At 37.0% G+C, this 18,636-nt stretch carries 19 protein-coding genes; 7 read left to right on the forward strand and 12 right to left on the reverse strand.

Annotated features, from left to right (window positions below; genetic code table 11):
- Positions 1-10: 10 nt before the first annotated feature.
- From DK866_RS03165 to maeB, 3 genes are all read right to left on the reverse strand, one after another.
- Positions 11-793, reverse strand: coding sequence for an energy transducer TonB family protein (locus tag DK866_RS03165; RefSeq protein WP_244179646.1), 783 nt, complete (start codon positions 791-793; stop codon positions 11-13).
- 45 nt (positions 794-838) lie between these two features.
- Positions 839-1,708, reverse strand: coding sequence for a ChaN family lipoprotein (locus DK866_RS03170; protein WP_109407707.1), 870 nt, complete (start codon positions 1,706-1,708; stop codon positions 839-841).
- Positions 1,709-1,895: 187 nt separating this feature from the next.
- Positions 1,896-4,172, reverse strand: coding sequence for an NADP-dependent oxaloacetate-decarboxylating malate dehydrogenase (gene maeB, locus DK866_RS03175; RefSeq protein WP_109407708.1), 2,277 nt, complete (start codon positions 4,170-4,172; stop codon positions 1,896-1,898).
- A gap of 762 nt (positions 4,173-4,934) precedes the next feature.
- On the opposite strand from maeB, the gene DK866_RS03180 reads away from it, so the two are divergent.
- Positions 4,935-5,558, forward strand: coding sequence for a response regulator (locus DK866_RS03180; RefSeq protein ID WP_072068404.1), 624 nt, complete (start codon positions 4,935-4,937; stop codon positions 5,556-5,558).
- 77 nt (positions 5,559-5,635) lie between these two features.
- Here DK866_RS03180 and DK866_RS03185 read toward each other — a convergent pair whose 3' ends face one another.
- The gene (locus tag DK866_RS03185; protein WP_109407709.1) at positions 5,636-6,196 is read right to left on the reverse strand and encodes a hypothetical protein; all 561 of its coding nucleotides are present in this window, start codon (positions 6,194-6,196) and stop codon (positions 5,636-5,638) included.
- 206 nt (positions 6,197-6,402) lie between these two features.
- Here DK866_RS03185 and DK866_RS03190 point away from each other — a divergent pair, with 206 nt between their 5' ends.
- The 3 genes from DK866_RS03190 to DK866_RS03200 are packed head-to-tail and all read left to right on the forward strand — an operon-like array spanning position 6,403 to position 8,575.
- Complete coding sequence (locus DK866_RS03190; protein WP_072068406.1) at positions 6,403-6,774, forward strand: ArsC family reductase; 372 nt, start codon at positions 6,403-6,405, stop codon at positions 6,772-6,774.
- A 5-nt stretch (positions 6,775-6,779) separates the two neighbouring features.
- Complete coding sequence (dapE, locus tag DK866_RS03195) at positions 6,780-7,910, forward strand: succinyl-diaminopimelate desuccinylase (protein WP_109407710.1); 1,131 nt, start codon at positions 6,780-6,782, stop codon at positions 7,908-7,910.
- The gene (locus DK866_RS03200; protein ID WP_109407711.1) at positions 7,907-8,575 is read left to right on the forward strand and encodes a M15 family metallopeptidase; all 669 of its coding nucleotides are present in this window, start codon (positions 7,907-7,909) and stop codon (positions 8,573-8,575) included. The genes dapE and DK866_RS03200 overlap by 4 nt, the downstream gene beginning before the upstream one ends.
- A gap of 2 nt (positions 8,576-8,577) precedes the next feature.
- Here DK866_RS03200 and DK866_RS03205 read toward each other — a convergent pair whose 3' ends face one another.
- On the reverse strand, positions 8,578-8,961 hold the full coding sequence (locus DK866_RS03205) for a DUF454 family protein (protein ID WP_109407712.1): 384 nt from the start codon (positions 8,959-8,961) through the stop codon (positions 8,578-8,580).
- A 99-nt stretch (positions 8,962-9,060) separates the two neighbouring features.
- Between DK866_RS03205 and DK866_RS03210 the strand changes: the two genes are divergently transcribed.
- Complete coding sequence (locus DK866_RS03210; RefSeq protein WP_036936107.1) at positions 9,061-9,270, forward strand: YpfN family protein; 210 nt, start codon at positions 9,061-9,063, stop codon at positions 9,268-9,270.
- Here the strand turns inward: DK866_RS03210 and DK866_RS03215 are convergent.
- The 3 genes from DK866_RS03215 to ypfJ all read right to left on the reverse strand — a co-directional run bounded on the left by DK866_RS03215 (position 9,233) and on the right by ypfJ (position 12,682).
- Positions 9,233-11,281: a tRNA(Met) cytidine acetyltransferase TmcA gene (locus tag DK866_RS03215; RefSeq protein ID WP_109407713.1), complete on the reverse strand. Its 2,049-nt coding sequence runs from the start codon at positions 11,279-11,281 to the stop codon at positions 9,233-9,235. The genes DK866_RS03210 and DK866_RS03215 overlap by 38 nt on opposite strands.
- 2 nt (positions 11,282-11,283) lie before the next feature.
- The gene (locus DK866_RS03220) at positions 11,284-11,736 is read right to left on the reverse strand and encodes a DUF441 domain-containing protein (RefSeq protein ID WP_006533030.1); all 453 of its coding nucleotides are present in this window, start codon (positions 11,734-11,736) and stop codon (positions 11,284-11,286) included.
- Between the two features lie 61 nt (positions 11,737-11,797).
- Entirely contained in the window at positions 11,798-12,682 is an 885-nt protein-coding gene (gene ypfJ, locus DK866_RS03225; RefSeq protein ID WP_109407714.1) for a KPN_02809 family neutral zinc metallopeptidase, read from the reverse strand.
- Between the two features lie 220 nt (positions 12,683-12,902).
- On the opposite strand from ypfJ, the gene DK866_RS03230 reads away from it, so the two are divergent.
- Positions 12,903-13,601: a helix-turn-helix transcriptional regulator gene (locus DK866_RS03230; protein WP_109407715.1), complete on the forward strand. Its 699-nt coding sequence runs from the start codon at positions 12,903-12,905 to the stop codon at positions 13,599-13,601.
- 93 nt (positions 13,602-13,694) lie between these two features.
- A complete protein-coding gene (locus DK866_RS03235; RefSeq protein WP_109407716.1) occupies positions 13,695-14,306 on the forward strand; it encodes a glutathione S-transferase family protein in 612 nt (203 codons plus the stop codon).
- A gap of 174 nt (positions 14,307-14,480) precedes the next feature.
- Here the strand turns inward: DK866_RS03235 and purC are convergent, their stop codons facing one another.
- The 4 genes from purC to dapA all read right to left on the reverse strand — a co-directional run bounded on the left by purC (position 14,481) and on the right by dapA (position 18,549).
- Entirely contained in the window at positions 14,481-15,194 is a 714-nt protein-coding gene (purC, locus tag DK866_RS03240; protein WP_072068417.1) for a phosphoribosylaminoimidazolesuccinocarboxamide synthase, read from the reverse strand.
- Between the two features lie 512 nt (positions 15,195-15,706).
- Positions 15,707-16,297, reverse strand: a complete 591-nt coding sequence (locus tag DK866_RS03245; RefSeq protein ID WP_072068419.1) for a phosphatase PAP2 family protein — start codon at positions 16,295-16,297, stop codon at positions 15,707-15,709.
- A 289-nt stretch (positions 16,298-16,586) separates the two neighbouring features.
- Positions 16,587-17,633, reverse strand: a complete 1,047-nt coding sequence (gene bamC, locus DK866_RS03250; protein WP_072068420.1) for an outer membrane protein assembly factor BamC — start codon at positions 17,631-17,633, stop codon at positions 16,587-16,589.
- Between the two features lie 16 nt (positions 17,634-17,649).
- Complete coding sequence (gene dapA, locus DK866_RS03255; protein ID WP_072068421.1) at positions 17,650-18,549, reverse strand: 4-hydroxy-tetrahydrodipicolinate synthase; 900 nt, start codon at positions 18,547-18,549, stop codon at positions 17,650-17,652.
- Positions 18,550-18,636 lie beyond the last annotated feature (87 nt).

An 18,636-nucleotide genomic window follows, 5' to 3' on the forward strand; every position in this document is an offset into this window, starting at 1 on the left:
TAACCTGTCGTTAGAACGTTAGTGTAGAAAACTCAATTGGCATTTCAACCATTATTTTACCTTTCGACAATAACTCCATTGGCGGTATCGGTAAGGGCTCAGCACGTTTGAGTACTCTTTGTGCTTCTCTATCTAAAGAACGCACGCCACTACTGAGAATTAATTCACTCGATATGACATAACCTTGTTCATCAACAATAAAGCGCACTTTAGAAATCCCCGTTCTGCCTTTGCTTTTTGCTTCTTCAGGATAGGCTTTATAGCGATTAAGGTGTCCTTTTGTTTTAGCTTGCCATAATGCTAATGCGCTTTCTGAACTATCCGAATCACTGTCATAATTTGCACTAACATCATTAGATTGCTGTCTCGCTGCGGAACGACTACTTGAAGGTGCTGATTGGCTAGACACATTTTCACTCATAATCGGTGCCGGTTTTACAGGAGAGGTAACAGGAGTTACTTTAGCAGTTTGCTCTACATTAACCCTTTTTTTGGGTTTTTCGATCAAAATATCAGCATTTTCATTCACAATAAGATCAGGCTGCTTTTCAGCAATATCTTGCTCTACCTTTTTTTGGCTTGCCACTGCCAGTTGTTGATCGACCCCTACAATCTGTTTTTCATCACTGAGCGCTTGTACATTTTCACTTAAGCTCATCATTACAGCTAATTCAGGCTCTTGTATTAATACCGTATTTTCTTTATTGAGAAAAAAATAAGCCATGACAAAAACAGCGTGTACACCGATAGCCAAAATTAACGCTTTAGAACTGCAAAGCTGAAATTTTGGCATTTGATCCATACAAGAGGAAATAAGCATAATCGTGTTATCAATAAATTAAGGTAATGCAGCAGGTGTTATCCAAAGATAATCGGCATGAACTGGAGTGATATCACTTCCCTCTTCTGTCATTATCACGACTGTCACGTTTTCATTCGGCGCTAAATCAGCAACGTGTAAAGGTACACCCATTATTTTTGTGGCATGAAAAGAGCCAGCAATTAAAAGTGCAGGCGTAGGAGCATCCAATAAACTTTTCGCCATTGCACGATCTCGCAATTGCTGAATAACCGTCATTTTTTCTGCTTGTGTTTTATCAAGCGCACCGCCATGAGAAAGTTCGATTGTTTTTTGAATAAGTTGACGAACAGATGCATCAGTTGAATGTACACCTTCAATAATAGGCGGATTTTTATACGCACTAGATATTTCACTGCGATCAATATTGGCAGCTAATAAAGGATAATCAGCGCTTAGCCCGGCTTTAACAATATTGCCATACCATTTCCAAGGCCAGCCTGAATTCCATTTTAATGCCGCCATTAGGCGTTCATCCCGTAGATATTCAGAACCTGAATAACGTTTCTTTGTATTATCAACTAAGGATTGCTGGCTTGGTGTTAACATCTCGAGTAAAACAGCGCCTTGAGGGCGCTTTTTAGGTAGTTCTGTCATTAACCAATATTCAATATCATGATGATAAGCATTGTCATGTTTTTCACCAATGATCACACGTGATTGGCTTGCTAACCGTGTTAGCAATGTATCTGCCGTGATAGATTGCCCAGTTTGAGTATCAATAATGTTTGCCGACTGAATAATTGTCAGATCTACAGTTGATACAGGTTGCTTTTCTATTGAATGACAAGCTGAAAGACTTATTAATGAAACTAATAGTAAGATCCTTTTTGATATTGAGAAAAACATAATCGTCCTATAGTTATATATACCTATTTTAGTTGAGCGCATAGGTTAATGTCATTAATAACAATTATCAATATCATTCTTATATTTATTTGCATTTAGTGCTTTTATATCCATTTCAATGGCATAAAAAAAGCGCCTGATAAAAGGCGCTTTATGTGTAAAACAATTTGATTATTAACAATTAATTTTATGATTGTGCTTGCGCTTCGACAACAGCTAATGCCACCATATTTACGATACGACGTACTGATGCAATTGGCGTTAAAATATGAGCTGGTTTAGCGACCCCCATTAAAACAGGCCCCACAGTCACACCATCAGAACTAGTTACTCGTAATAAGTTATAACTAATACGTGCTGCTTCCATTGTTGGCATAATAAGTAAATTCGCAGAGCCTTTTAATGGGCTATCAGGCATCACATCACGGCGAATAGACTCTACTAATGCCGCATCAGCATGCATTTCACCATCAATTTCTAATTCAGGTGCGCGTTGTTTGATAATTTCTAACGCTTTTCTGAGTTTAATTGATGATGGACTATCAAAAGAACCAAAACTTGAGCGAGAAACTAGCGCGGCTTTTGGTTCAATACCAAAGCGACGAATGGTGTCCGCTGCCATCAGAGTAATATCCGCCAGTTGTTCGGCTGTTGGATCTTCATTAACGTAAGTATCTGTAATGAAAGTATTACCGCTTGGCAATAACAGTGCATTCATTGCTCCTGCCGTTTCCATACCTTCACGTAAACCAAATACATTTTTATAGATTTCGAAGTGCTCTGCATAGCTCCCTACTGTACCGCAAATCAAGCCATCCGCTTCACCTCTACGCACCATAATGGCACCTATAAGCGTTGGATTACCAATCATTGCGCGACGAGCTTGTTCTTGAGAAACACCACGACGTTTCATAATTTGGTGATATTCTTGCCAATATTCTTTGAAACGTGGGTCATTTTCATTGTTCACTACTTCAAAATCTTTGCCCGCTTGAATATGTAAGCCTAGTTTTTGAATACGCATCTCAATTACACTAGGGCGACCAATTAAGATTGGAGTTGCTAAACCTAATGTAACGAGTTCTTGTGTGGCATGTAATACGCGGTTTTCTTCACCTTCAGCTAACACAATGCGTTTTTTCTCTTTTTTTGCTTGAGAGAAAATAGGTTTCATAAATAAGTTAGTTTTATAAACAAACTCATTAAGATGTTCGATATAAACCGAGAAATCTTCAATTGGGCGTGTTGCGACACCCGAATCCATTGCCGCTTTTGCAACTGCTGGTGCAATTTTTACAATTAAGCGTGGATCAAACGGTTTTGGAATAATGTACTCTGGACCAAAAGAGAGCTCTTGATCACCATACGCTGAAGCGACTTCTTCGTTTTGCTCTGCCAGTGCAAGCTCTGCAATAGCATGTACACACGCGAGTTTCATCTCTTCATTAATCGCAGTCGCACCAACGTCTAAGGCGCCACGGAAAATGAATGGGAAACACAATACGTTATTAACCTGATTTGGGTAGTCCGAACGACCTGTACAGATGATTGCATCAGAACGTACCGCTTTTGCTAGTGGTGGTAAAATTTCAGGCTCTGGATTTGCAAGCGCAAGAATAAGTGGATCACGCGCCATTTTTTTAACCATTTCTTGTGTTAATACACCAGGCCCTGAACAACCTAAGAAGATATCAGCATTGTTAATAACATCATCTAATGTGCGCGTACCATTGTCTTCAATCGCATAGGCTGCTTTGGTTTCTGCCATATTAGCTTCACGACCACGGTAGATAACTCCTTTTGAGTCACATACGGTGATATTTTCACGTGTTAGCCCTAAAGCGACTAATAGATTCATACAAGCGATAGAAGCTGCACCTGCCCCTGATACCACTAATTTTACTTTACTGATATCTTTTCGAATAATACGTAGACCATTGAGGATCGCCGCGGTTGAGATAATTGCTGTACCATGTTGATCATCATGGAAAACAGGGATATTCATTCTCTCGCGCAATTTTTTCTCAATGTAGAAACACTCTGGTGCTTTAATATCTTCGAGGTTAATACCACCAAAAGTAGGTTCTAATGAAGCAATAATATCAACAAGTTTATCAGGGTCCGTTTCATTAACTTCAATGTCAAAAACATCAACACCAGAAAACTTCTTAAACAAAACGCCTTTACCTTCCATTACAGGCTTACCGGCTAAGGCCCCAATATTTCCAAGTCCAAGCACTGCTGTACCATTTGAAATCACCCCAACAAGGTTACCTTTAGCGGTATAGCGATAAGCAGCAAGAGGATCAGCTGCAATTTCTAAACAAGGTGCTGCAACACCCGGCGAATAAGCTAATGCTAAGTCACGTTGGGTAATTAACGGTTTTGTAGGTGTTACTGTGATTTTGCCTGGTACGGGAAATTCATGAAAATCTAGAGCGCTTTGTTTTAATTTGTCTTCCATCTTCATATCCTTTGTATCAATAGGGTAAGGGCTTCGTTAGTATAATGGTAATGGAGCGTTAAATCATGACGGCTCCGACACTTTTTTCAATTTAGTAAGCAAGAACGCACTGATCTTTTTTGCTGATTTTTATCGCTACAAAAGCTTATAAAACAACCCACTCAGCCCTTTTAGGCATTAAATGATATTAATAGTGATCACTTAAAATAAAAACAACCATAAAAAACAGCCCTTTGGGTTCGATTAAAAGGCGTTTTACTCATTTTAATGCGAATAAAAACTGACTATCAAAGGTCAACACACTCTAAATTTGTTATATACAATTAATACCTAGTTGTAGGTATATTATTAACGTCGTTTAATTTTCCCCACTGTAATAAACTCGAACAGAAAAAAGACAATATTTGTTTATTATTTATCAGATATTAAATTAACATTTAAAATAATTAAATTTTTTATATTGTTTAAAAAAACAATAACTATTTTCGCTTGTTGATTATTTTTTAAATAGGCTCATTTCTACACAACTCATTGTAACTATAAAGATTTTATAGAATTAGATTTTTTGTTAGGCGTTTTGGTTATTTTCTTTTTTACCCGTAACAATAATTGGTGTAATATTGCCAACCGTCAATTTTATTTTCTTATTGTTTTAATAAGATGTCTGATTCTAATTTTTATTCCTCATTTGGAATTTACTTTTTTATTTTCTACTTTTGGAAAGATTACGCACATTATTATTTTTTTTTAGGGAGAGGGGTTATGCCTAGCTACTCAATTATGATAGTGGATGATCACCCTATCATGAGATATGGATTACGGCTATTGTTAGAAAAAGACAAGGATTTTGTCGTAGTAAGCGAAAGTGGCAATGCTCAAGAGGCTGTAACCGCTGCAAAACAATTAAATCCAGATTTAATTATGATGGATTTAAACCTACAAGGGCGTTCAGGTATTGATACTATTCGGACACTTCGACGTTCTGGTTTAACATCTTACGTTCTTGTTTTATCCGTTTCTGATTCACGCAACGATGTTTATGCTGCGTTGGATGCAGGCGCAAACGGTTATCTTTTAAAAGAATGTGAATTAGATATGCTGTTACTAAGCTTGCGTAAAGCGGCTGTTGGGCATCCTGTTTATAGCGAGCGAGTTTGGCAATATATCCAACTTAGACAAAACTATTCTGATCCACTTTCAGCTCTTACAAAAAGAGAACTTGATGTCCTTCATGAAGTGTCAGTTGGTATGAAAAACAAGCAGATTGCTGAAAACTTATTTATTTCTGAAGAAACAGTAAAAGTTCACATTCGTAACATTTTAAAGAAACTGCAAGTTACTTCTCGTTTAGCTGCTAGTCTTATTCTTATTAAGCACCAGTATTAAACGTTTACCCCGACACTGGGTCGGGGTAATCAGAGTTATTATTGAATATTTTGCTTAAAAATGTATTAAGTCATTCATTACTCAATAGGAACAGGGTAACTTAATACTTTAAAATGGTTATCTGGCATTTTTTCAATATTTAACTGATAGAGCTCCCGATTAATTCCATTTATGACAATATCAAGTTCACTAAAAGCGGATTGTATTTCCTCATTAGTTGCCCATGAAGGAATGCCTTTTACACCATAATAGAAATAAATTTTACTTTTACCTGATCCTATCGGTTGGATCTCTTTTATTTGGCTAATAAACAGATGACCATAGCAGAAGTCTTGGTAAGGTTGCCACGCTGTGCGTCCTTTTTCACTGAGATTGAACACCCATTCTTCTCCATTTGCTGTTTGTTCAATTAATCCAGCCTCAACTAATGCATGCATTCTTTCTAACACCCAAGGTGCATCATCTTCATTGCTATATACAGGCCATTTCCCTTCGCCCAAACACAATAAATAATCACTGTTAAAAAAAGCTTCTAAGGCTATTTTATACTCATCAACTTTTTGACTGTCATTTTCTTCATCTGCCCAGCTAAAAGAAGAAAGTAAAAGTAATATAAGACTCAGTGAAATACTTTTCATATTCTCTTTTACCAACGGAAATCTTTATTCGTATTTGTATTACTCTACGCTACACAATTCGTTACACTAACGTGACAGTTTAATATCCGATATATTTTATAATGTAAATAGGATTTTTCACTACAACAAAAGCTGTTATTTTGAAATTGTATAACACTCATTCTCATCAATACTAATATTACGTATTGTCATATAAGGAAAATATCATGTCCACGACAAACCTGACATATACCATGTACGGCATAAAAAATTGCGATACAATCAAAAAAGCACGTAAATGGCTAGATGATAATCATGTTCCTTACGCGTTTCATGATTACCGCAAAGAGGGTTTGACGGAAGCATTATTACGCACCTTTACAGAAAACTTAGATTGGCAGACACTTGTGAATAAAAGAGGAACAACTTGGCGCCAATTATCTGATGAAGAAAAAAATGCAATCACGGATGTTACCTCCGCTATTTCACTGATGTTAGATAAACCCGCTATCATTAAGCGCCCTATTCTTGTCTCATCAGATAACCGCTTTATTGTCGGTTTTAATACCAATGACTATTTGACCTTTACAGGAGCCTAATATTTATGTCCTGTCCTGTTATTGAACTTGCACAACAATTAATTTCACGTCCTTCGATAAGCCCTGACGATCAAGGTTGTCAACAATTGATTATTGATAGGCTAGCTCCTCTTGGTTTTACTATTGAAAGAATGCCTTTTGGTGAAACAGAGAATTTATGGGCTTGTCGTGGTGGTGAGGGCGAGACTCTGGCCTTTGCTGGTCATACAGATGTAGTTCCTACTGGTGATCCTGCATTATGGGAACAACCACCGTTTGAACCGTCAATACGTGATGGCATGCTTTATGGGCGCGGTGCTGCTGATATGAAAGGTTCTCTTGCCGCAATGATTGTTGCCGCAGAACGTTTTGTTCGTTCTTATCCTGATCATCGTGGACGGCTGGCTTTTTTAATTACCTCCGATGAAGAAGCAAAAGCAGCAGATGGCACAGTGAAAGTTGTGCAATCTTTGATGTCACGAGGCGAACGTCTCGATTATTGCCTTGTCGGTGAACCTTCAAGCCAACATCAATTAGGTGATATGGTAAAAAATGGCCGTCGTGGCTCAATAACAGCGAATTTATTAATTCAGGGTGTACAAGGGCATGTCGCTTACCCTCACCTTGCAGAAAATCCTATTCATACTGCATCCCCTTTTATTCAAGAATTAGTCAATACGGTTTGGGATGAAGGCAACGAATTTTTCCCAGCAACAACCATGCAAATTGCCAATATTCATGCAGGTACTGGCAGTAATAATGTTATTCCTGGTGAATTGTTTATCCAATTTAATTTCCGTTTTAGCACCGCAATTACTGATGAAGAAATTCGTCAACGTACAGAAGCTTTATTGCAAAAACACCAACTTAGTTATCATTTAGAATGGTCTTTATCAGGTCAACCTTTTATTACTGGTCAAGGTAAATTGCTTGAAGCGGTTCGCTATTCTGTTAAACATTATACCAATTTAGAACCAGAGCTCTCCACCAGCGGAGGCACTTCTGATGGGCGATTTATAGCTCAAATGGGAGCACAAGTTGTTGAGTTAGGCCCTGTAAATGCAACTATTCACAAAGTGAATGAATGTGTCAATGCGGCAGACTTACAGCAACTTAGTCGAATTTATCAGCGAGTGATGGAGCAACTTATTTTATGATAACGCCTCTAATGTTAACGGGTCGTTCTACTGACCATTTGGTCACTTTATCAGGCCAACACCGTTTACAATTTAATGCCACTAAAGCGTTTTTAGCATTACAACAACAAGCAACAAAAGCAGGTTTTAAATTAATGCCAGCCAGCTCTTTTCGCGATTTTAATCGCCAACTGGCAATATGGAATGGCAAATTTGAAGGAACGCGCCCTGTCTTAGATGCACAAAGCCAACCAATAGATATTTATTCACTATCAGAAGGTGAGCGTTGTACTGCCATTTTAAAATGGTCAGCATTGCCGGGAGCAAGTCGCCACCATTGGGGAACTGAAATTGATATTTATGATCCTTTTCGCTTACCTGAAGGACAATCATTACAGTTAGAGCCTTGGGAGTATGAAGACGGAGGCTATTTTGCAGAGCTTAATGAGTGGTTAACGGAAAATATGTCAGCATATGATTTTTATCGCCCATTTACTCATAAAGAGAGCGATATTGCTTACGAACCTTGGCATATCAGTTATTGGCCTCTATCTCATGAAGCCTCACTTGCTTACACACCTGAAATTCTTAAATCAGTGTTAGAGGAAGAAGATATTTATGGTAAACAGTGGTTATTAACGAATCTTGACGAGATATTTTCACGTTATATTGTTTTGCCTGAATAAAGTTATTTCTCACATGGGGCTTCTTGTTGATCGTTTACAGGAAGTCTCCACATAAAAATTAATAAACAAACTAGGATCATGAGTAATAATATTCTGACCCATAGCATTGATACTAACCACAGTGAAATCGCAAAAGTAATTAAGATCACTAAGATAGCTTTAGGTTTCGCCCCTTTAGGCATGGCACGATAAGTTTGCCAATAACGTAAATAAGGACCAAACCAAGAACGGTAAAGTAACCAATGATGAAAGCGTGTTGATGAGCGTGAAAAACACCATGCAGCAAGTAATAAAAAAGGTGTTGTGGGTAATACAGGTAAAATAACACCCAGCGTGGCTAATCCAACACATAACCAACCTGCTATAATCAATAATATCCGTTTCATACTGTGCTTTTCCAACTTATGCTGTATTTGGTCATTTTATAGCGTTAAATAAAAAAGATCCTCATTCTCAATAACGATTTTAAAACAGAAGGTTTATTTATGCACTGGTTTGCTGACTATTGGTGGGTTATTTTAATTCTTTTGGTGGGAATTATTATTAACGCAATTAAAGATATGAACAAAATCGATCCTAAACAATTTCTTAAAAATAAGCGGAAATTACCCCCACACCGTGATTTTAATGATAAATGGGATGATGAAGATGATTGGCCTAAACAAAATCAAAACAAGAAGGATGAGAACAAGTAGCTAACCACTGTTGATAATGCGATGTTAATTGAGGATCTCTTTCAGCCATTAATTTTGCGCATTGTTCTCTTAGTTGCTTAGCTAAGACTTTTTTTCCTGATAAAGAAAACTCAGCTACACACTGTTCAACTGTTTTATTTTCTACAAAAAAAGCCACCAATAACGGGTAGTGTTGCTCATAACCTACCAAAAAGTTGGCAACACTCTCATAAACGGTGAGTACCGGACGATGAGCAAATGCGAAACCTGCCATCATTAACCAAGTATCTTGTGGTGTAGCAATATGATGGGGTAGTAATTTCGTTGATAAACAGATGCCTGTTTGCTGTTTTATCTTCTGATATTGCAAAGCAAAAGCGCTTAAAGACGAACGTAATAACTGCTCACCTTTTTCTGTTAGTGGATAAATCGCCATTGCGGCATAACATCCACTACTTGCCTCTTTATGTACCCCTAATCGTACTATTTGAAAGCCACATTGCATCCAAAACTGCGCTAAAACTTCAGTGTAACCAAAGCTCACTGAAAGGTAATCAATAGCCTGTTTTTGGCTCTCTTTTACAATATTAGTTATTAAAGTTGCGGCAATTTTCTGACGTCGATATTGAGGCAAAACGGCAATTCGACTAATACGCAATGAGGTTAAACACACCGCATCTGGCGTTAAACCATAGGTGACTAATGATTGTGCAAGTAGATTACCTCTAGGCCTACGAGTACCCAGCCATACCTCATAAGCAAGTTTGAAAGGTACCCCCCCTTCTTCAATACACCACACAGCACCTACAATTTTTTTATTGATTGTCGCTGACCAATAACGCTGTTTTTGGCCATCAAGTAAACGCCGTAGATCCAATGGTGTTGTTCGATAATGCGCACTAGTAAGAAGTTGATAAAATCCATGTAATTGTGGAATATTATTATGCCAATTTCCTTGAAGCTGCTGGATATCGACTTCACCTTGTTGCTGGCGTTCAAAATCATATTCAGGTTCATCAAGCAATAACAACTGATTAAGCCAATTTTCTAATGGACAATCTTTAGCCCAACGGATTGGTGTTTGTAATTGATAGATGCGTAAATTGGGAATGTTGTCTCCTAATTTAAGCATAAAACCGCGCCCTGTTCCCTCATAACCTTGTACTGTGGTTGTCATTAACACATTAGGAAAATAACCACACAGCACTTCTAATTGTGCAATTGGTAGAGAAGCAGCTTCATCAATGATCAACCAATCACTATGAATTGCATTATTTTTGCACAGTGCTAATAAATTATCAGGAGAGTAAAATGAAATGGCTTTGTTGGTATGGGAAGATAAAACATCAGTGCTATTTTTAGCTGGTGCACAAACTATCACATTATCTTGACATTGCTCGATAAACATACCAGCAAGCGCAGATTTTCCACGTCCTCTTGGTGCAATAACACTCCAAACACCAGATGTCGATATAAGCAAATTATCTAAAATTACTTGCTGCTCTGTGGTTGGTTCACCTTGTGGAAGCACCCAAGGTTTAGTTTTTTCTATCATTGTAGGCAATTTCAATAATGTTGATTGTTGCCACACAATCACTTGACCACCACCCAACGTGATATCTTTTAGCCATCCCATAAAATTTGGTGTTGAAAGTACACCTTGAGCATCATTCCAGCGCTGACTATCGTTATCTATGTAGCTATCCCAATTATCAATATCAGGTAAGCACAGGATCAATAAACTACCAGCTTTTAATGTGCCTGTTAACATCGCTAAAGCATCGGTATTAAATCCCTCATTAGCATCAAAAACAGCATGTAGAAACTCTCGCCCTAACAAACGGATAGCGTGCTCTGGTAAAATAGCATTAGGTTTACTGGAGGAAATCGTTATCCAATCACCTTCGCATAACTGGGTAATTTGCAGGATCTGTTCTGCTTGCCATGTTGGATCGCCCGCTAATAGCAGTAATTGACGCTGCCCAAATCGTGCTAACTTTTGTTGGTATTGATGCAAATGGGAGAATGACACTACTAGGATTTACCAATTAATAACGAAAGAATACCAGCTGCAATTAATGGCCCAACTGGAACACCTCGGAAAAGCGCTACTCCAATCACCGTTCCCACTAATAAGCCAGCAACTGTTGAAGGCTGGTTATTCATTAAAGAAACACCTCTAGCGCCTAACCAAGAAACAGCAATACCAATAGCAATCGCTAATAGTGATTTCCAATTTAAGAATGAATTAAGAACTTCTTGTCCTGATATACGCCCCGTTGCAATAGGTGTCATTACGCCAATGGTAAGAATTAAGATACCTATGGTCATGCCATATTTTTCAACAACAGGAAAATATTGATTTAATGGTGTAATTTTAATAACTAACAAAGCCAGCATAGCTAACGTTACAGTCATATTATGACTAATAATACCGAGCCCAGCGAGGACCAGTAAAATTAATAATGAGGGATCAACATTACTCATGTTTGTTCCTAACCCTTTCTCTTTATAGTGTTAATTGTCTTTTATTTACCAAAGAATGGTATTAGTTCAAAGACGAAGAAGCAAATGTATCGCAAGATTTGATACTACCGCTGTTATAACCACGCATAAACCAAGTTTTTCGCTGTTCTGCGGTGCCATGTGTAAAGCTATCAGGAACTGCATAACCTTGCTGTTGTTGCTGTAATTTATCATCACCAATAGCTTGCGCTGTTTTAATTGCCGTTAATACATCACTTTCATCAATACGGCCTTCACCTGCAATAAAATGCCCCCACATTCCCGCAAAGCAGTCAGCTTGTAGCTCTAATTTTACAGATAAACGATTTGCTTCTGCTTTTGAGCGAGCCATTTGTTGTTTTTCACGCATTTGAGTTGTAATGCCTAATAAATGCTGAACATGATGACCAACTTCATGAGAAATAACATAACCTTGGGCAAATTCGCCACCACCACCTAAGCTATTTTTCATTTCATTATAAAAAGAGAGATCAAGATAGATTTTTCGATCAGCGGGACAATAAAATGGCCCCATTATTTTTGTACCAGTTCCACATTGTGTTGTTGTGCTATTGGTATATAGCACGAGTTTAGGATCACTATATTGTTTTCCTGCTTGTGCAAAAATTGTCCGCCAGAAATCTTCAGTACTGGCTAAAATAACACTACTAAAATCGGCAGCTTCATTATAAAGTGCGGTTTGTTGCTCATTACGTTGTGGGGCTTGATTGTTGCCCCCCGTTAACGTGTTAAAATCAAATCCCATAAAGCTGGCGATAACTAAAACAATAATTATTACAAAACCATATTTAGTACGCAGTAAAAGTGCAATTAATCCTAATGGGAGATTGCCACCACCAGATGCAGAGGAAGGTTGTCCCCTTCGGTCTTCCACATTATTACTTCTTCGGCGATCATTCCAACGCATAACTTATCCCCACTGGTTTAATAGGCTAATTTATCTTTATTATGAGTAAATTTATCACTTGATTTGAGATAATAACAAAAAATTGCCATCTCTATTCCCTATTTTTTAAGAGCAAGGTAATAGAGACTATTAGAGAAAATAACTCAACACACTCTAGTCATTTCATAATAGAATTCTTATTCCTAATCATCGTATTTTTTGTTAACACATTGAGATCTTAATGACTCGGACCCAACGCTTACTCACTTTATTACAAATTTTAAAAGAAAACCGTTATCCGATAACTGCTGAAGCGCTCGCTGATAAATTACACATAAGTGTACGGTCGATTTATCGTGATATTGAATCTCTACGTGATCAAGGTGCTGAAATTACGGGTGAAGCGGGTATGGGTTATCAATTAAAATCAGGATTATTACTTCCTCCATTAACCTTTGATATTAATGAATTGGAGGCCCTTATCTTAGGGTTACGTTGGGTTGAAAATAATACAGATAACGAATTAAGCTACTCGGCATTACGTGCAATTAATAAAATTAATGCCGTGGTCACAACACAGCATCAAACATTACTGGAGAAAAACACGTTATTTGTTCCTACAAACCGAATTATTGAAGTTAACCACACTATTGCTAAAGATTTACGTTTAAGTTTGCGTGAAGAGAAAAAAGCGAAGATTGATTATAAAGACGCTCAAAAACAATTAAGTCATCGTATTATTTGGCCGATTGCGATTGGCTACTTTCAAGACTCACAAGTCATTGCTGCATGGTGTGAATTGCGTCAAAGCTATCGCCATTTTAGACTTGATAGAATTATTTCTTATGATGTATTAAGTGATAATTTACCTTATCCAAAAAGTTATTTGCTCGATAGATGGAAAAAAGAGATCCTCAAAGACACTCCTGACAATAATTGACACTCAACTTCCGTAATATCTTCCTTGCTGTTATTAGTTTAGCAATTTCAGTTTAAACAAACATAATGTCAATCAACACAGTAAGGAAACATCATGAGTGAACTTATCCTTTATACTAATAAAATGTCTCGCGGCAACACGGTTGAGCTCTTTTTAAAAATACTCAATGTGCCATATCAACGTGTTGAATTAGCGTATGGTGAACCAATGCATAGCCCTGAATACCTTGCAATTAATCCGATGGCAAAGGTTCCTGCATTAGTTGATGGCGAATATATTGTTACAGAAACTTCCGCAATTTGTGCTTATTTAGCGGATAAGTTTATTGAGAAAGGATTTGCACCTGCACTAAATTCCCCCGAACGTGCAGCTTATTATCGTTGGTTCTTTTTTACCGCAGGACCCATTGAAGCGGCATTTACAGTCAAAGATCTCGGTATAGAGTTGAATGAAGAACAACAAAAATCCTCTGGTTTTGGTTCATTTGAACGAGCCTTTCATTGTTTAGAAACGGGGCTAGCTAGTGCTAATCCTTATATTTGTGGCAAAAATCTGACTGCCGTTGATGTATATGTAGGTTATTTCCTTATATTTTTGTGCAAGTATGCACTTATCCAGCCTACACCACTGATTAACCAATATATTGATAGCCTTGCACTTAATAATGAAATTAAACAATTATTAGAAAGCTTAGGATTACGATAAATTTTCTTATTATTAAACGTAATTCAATTAAGCTATCACCATAGTTGCTTAGTAGCATTGCTATATTTGTTTAATATATTTCATTTAAAATGCTTCTATTAAGACAAAAGGTCAGTTTTTAAGCTGACCTTTTCTAATTACATCTTGTTTAACTTGACGTAATCGTTTGCGTATTTAGTCTAAAGAAACACCGATTCGACGTGCAACTTCTTCGTATGCTTCAATTAATCCGCCTAAGCTTTGACGGAAACGATCTTTATCCATTTTATCTAAGGTATTTTTATCCCATAGACGGCTACCATCAGGAGAGAATTCATCACCCAATACAACTTTACCGTGGAATAGACCAAATTCGAGTTTAAAATCGACTAAAATAAGCCCTGCTTTATCAAACAATTCACTAAGGACATCGTTTGCTTTATAGCTAAGACGTTTCATTTCTGCGAGGTTTTCTTTAGATACCCAATTAAAGGTTTCACAATAAGATTCATTCACCATAGGATCATGACGTGCATCATCTTTTAAGAATAAATCAAAAATAGGTGGGTTTAAAAGCATACCTTCTTCAACGCCTAAACGTTTAACTAATGAGCCAGCCGCACGATTGCGGATAACACATTCAACAGGCACCATATCGAGTTTTTTGACTAGCACTTCATTATCAGAAAGCAAACGTTCCATCTGCGTTGGGATACCCGCTTCTTCCAGTTTATTCATAATGAAATGGTTAAATTTATTATTTACCATGCCTTTACGATCAAACTGTTCAATACGTTGGCCATCTAACGCTGATGTATCATTTCTGAATTCAAGGATAAGAAAATCAGAAGATTCAGTGGTATAGACTGTCTTGGCCTTTCCACGATACAACTCAGCTTTTTTCTGCATCTGACACACTCCAAAGATGTGATAGGTTTAACAAGAAATTTGCTTCCCATACTCTACTCTAGATTAGATAAAAAAGCTTTTAAAACGTGAGAACTATCACTAAAAAATCTTGAAGATAACGTACTGATAACAACACTGTTTATAGACAATAAAAGCAAATTATTAGCTTTAGCATTAAAAGTAACAATAATTAACCACTAAAAATAATAAAAAGAAGTTCTATAATAAAGTATAGAATATAGATAATATAAAAAATCAAAATAAGAATATTTTTAGTTTATACCACTGTATCATCTCCTTTTTAGAGTTATATTATTTTTAATAATTGATTGATTCATTTTTCATTACACCTATTTTTAGTTATTGTGAATAAAAAAACCAAACTAATTTCTTTTTTATTAGAAACTAATTTGGTTATATCTCTTATTACTAAATTACAATAAGCTATTTTTATTCATTTATCTTTGTATTTTTCAAATATTCCTACGAATACAAATGGCATAAAAATTTTATTACATAATAAAGCAATAAATTTCATAAGCAAACCAACCCAATAAGGCACCTGCTGGCAAATCAATTAAATAGTGTTGTTTAGTAAACATACAAGATAAAGCAATAAATAATGGGAATAAGAAAACCCAAGGCCCTAGTGTTGCATAAGCAAGACAAGCCGTAAGTGTTGCAACTGAAACGTGCATACTAGGGAAGCAGTTTGATGAGTCATCAAAGTGTTGAACAAACTTAAGAAATTTTTCTGATGCCGTTTTTCCTGGATTAATGGTTCGCCAATGTGCAGGGGTTGCAACAGGAAATACTACAAAGAAAAACATTTGCATGACCAACAGAACTATATAACTAAAAACAATCATAATAAATTGTCTTGAGTCTTGAATAATCCAGTTAAGATATAGAATTGCTGGATAATATAAGAAACTATAAATCCATGACCACCAAGGCCAGAAAGGAATTTTTTCATCAACAGGTGAATTAATTACTTTCACTTCTCTCAATGTATATCGTTGAGTAAAAAAATAGAATTGATAAACACCTACAATAAGTATCCCACTTAATATCAAGTGAATAATCATATCACCCGCACTCATAAATACTCCTTCATATAGTCAGAGAATGCTTTGTTATTTTTATTAAGAATAAGAATTGATGCAATATTACATAGATTTAAGATCATTGCATTAAGATTAATATTATTAATAACATCAAATTTAACATTATCATTAAAAGAGCATTCAATTTATGACAGATTTAATAGTGAATCTCTATTTAAATCTCTAGAAATAAAAATAAGAATAGATAACTTTTACCTATTAAAGACATAAAAAAACCGCACAATATCAATTGTGCGGTTTCTCTTTATTTTATAAAGCGGAATACTTATTTCACAGGTTTACTGAAAGCGGCTTTCAATGCTGCAACCATTTGATCATTCTGTGATTGTGTTAATGGCTTACCTTTATCACTAATAAATTGTAGGCTACTACGGTTATTTAAATCACCTACTTGTAATTTATAATCCGCTTCTTCTACAGTTGGTCTATCAACACCTAACGAGCTCCAATTTGCGCTACTCATTCCTTTATAGGTCACTTCAACTGAACCTTTAGAACGTGTGCGGTCGCCCATTTTCATTCCCACGCTTTCTAATGCGATTGGCAATCTATCCCAAACAACATCGAATGGCGCACGTACAATAATCACTGGAAGCCCTGCATTATCACTGCCACTCTGGACATCAATAATACCCTGAAGATTACTTGTAGCTGTATTTTCGCTTAAATTACGCATACGGTTTAAACCATCAACCAGTTCATTAAGCATTAAAATATTATAACGTTTCACTTCAGCTGGATCAGTAACATCTGTTTCGCCTTGGCGTAAACCTTCGTTAGTCACGGTTAATGAAATTACATTACCCGCTTGAGCTATTACTAAACGTTGACGTGTTTGGAAAGGCACGTTTTCATCTGCACGTAACCATGTTATCCAATCAGTATGAATTTCTTTTTGCCCTGCATCACTTTTTACAATAGCAACGCCTTTATCCTTTAAGATAGCCGTTACTTGCTCATATAGTGTTGTATTTTCAGGTGTGCTAGGTAAGAACAGTTTGCTGTTATCTGCATTATTTTCACTACGTGAACCACTTAATAAGTTCAGAGCTTGAGTCGGTGGACGAATATCAAGCGCTAAACCTACTGGCTCAGTTTTTTTAGGGGTTGGAATATCATATTCCCCATTTTGCAAAGGCAACACCATACCCGCCGGAATAGCTAAATTCTTTAGCCCTGCCGTCTCTAAATAAGACTCATCACCACTGACCTGACGTTTATAGCGCTGATCACTTGAACAGGCTGCCAGTAAAACCACCAGCGACAGACCCGCGACTTTCATAATCTTTGATTTATGCAATAGTGTTGCCATTAAAATTCCCTAAGTTTTACAGTATTCCCGCTGTTAACAGCGCTTTCTCGACAATTTGCTGACCTGATGATGTCAACGGAGTCATAGGTAAGCGCAATGTGGCGTCTTCAATCAATCCAATACGTTGACACGCCCATTTAGCTGGGATTGGATTAGGTTCAACAAATAACTGATGATGCAAGTCCATCAGACGTCGATTAAGTTCACGTGCTTTTGCAAACTCACCCGCATTTGCTAATCGACATAATTCTACCATCTCTGACGCAGCAACGTTAGCAGTAACCGAAATAACACCGTGACCACCAAGTTGCATAAAGTCTAATGATGATGCGTCATCTCCACTTAATAAGATAAAACTATCATCATTAACCAACTCTTGGATTTGACTAACCCTACTTAAGTTCCCTGTCGCCTCTTTAATTGCCACAATATTATCCAACTTGGCTAAACGTGCAACTGTTACTGGCAATAAATCGCATCCAGTACGCCCTGGCACATTATACAGGATTTGTGGTAGTGCAGTGCTTTCAGAAATCGCTTTAAAGTGCTGATACAAGCCTTCTTGTGAAGGCTTATTATAATATGGCGTCACACTTAAACAACCCACAATACCTTTGTTTTCAAATTGTTGTGTAAACCAAACGGCTTCAGATGTTGCATTGGCACCCGTACCTGCAATTACAGGAATACGCCCATCTGCCATATCTAATGTCATTAAAACGACATCAACATGCTCGTCATGACTTAATGTTGCAGACTCTCCTGTTGTACCGACAGAAACAATGGCAGCACTGCCTGCATTAACATGATAGTCAACTAATTTACGTAAACTAACCCGGTCAACATTGCCTTTTGCGTCCATTGGTGTAACCAATGCCACCATACTGCCTGTAAAATTAAATTCGTTATTCACCATAATCATTGCTCCGAGATAGACGTATACTCAATGGTACTCATTCATTGCTCTATTGAAAACTACTTAACTCTAGGTTTCTAATGAAAT

Origin of the sequence: Proteus genomosp. 4 str. ATCC 51469 (genome assembly GCF_003144375.1) — a bacterium.
Classification (GTDB): Bacteria; Pseudomonadota; Gammaproteobacteria; order Enterobacterales; family Enterobacteriaceae; genus Proteus.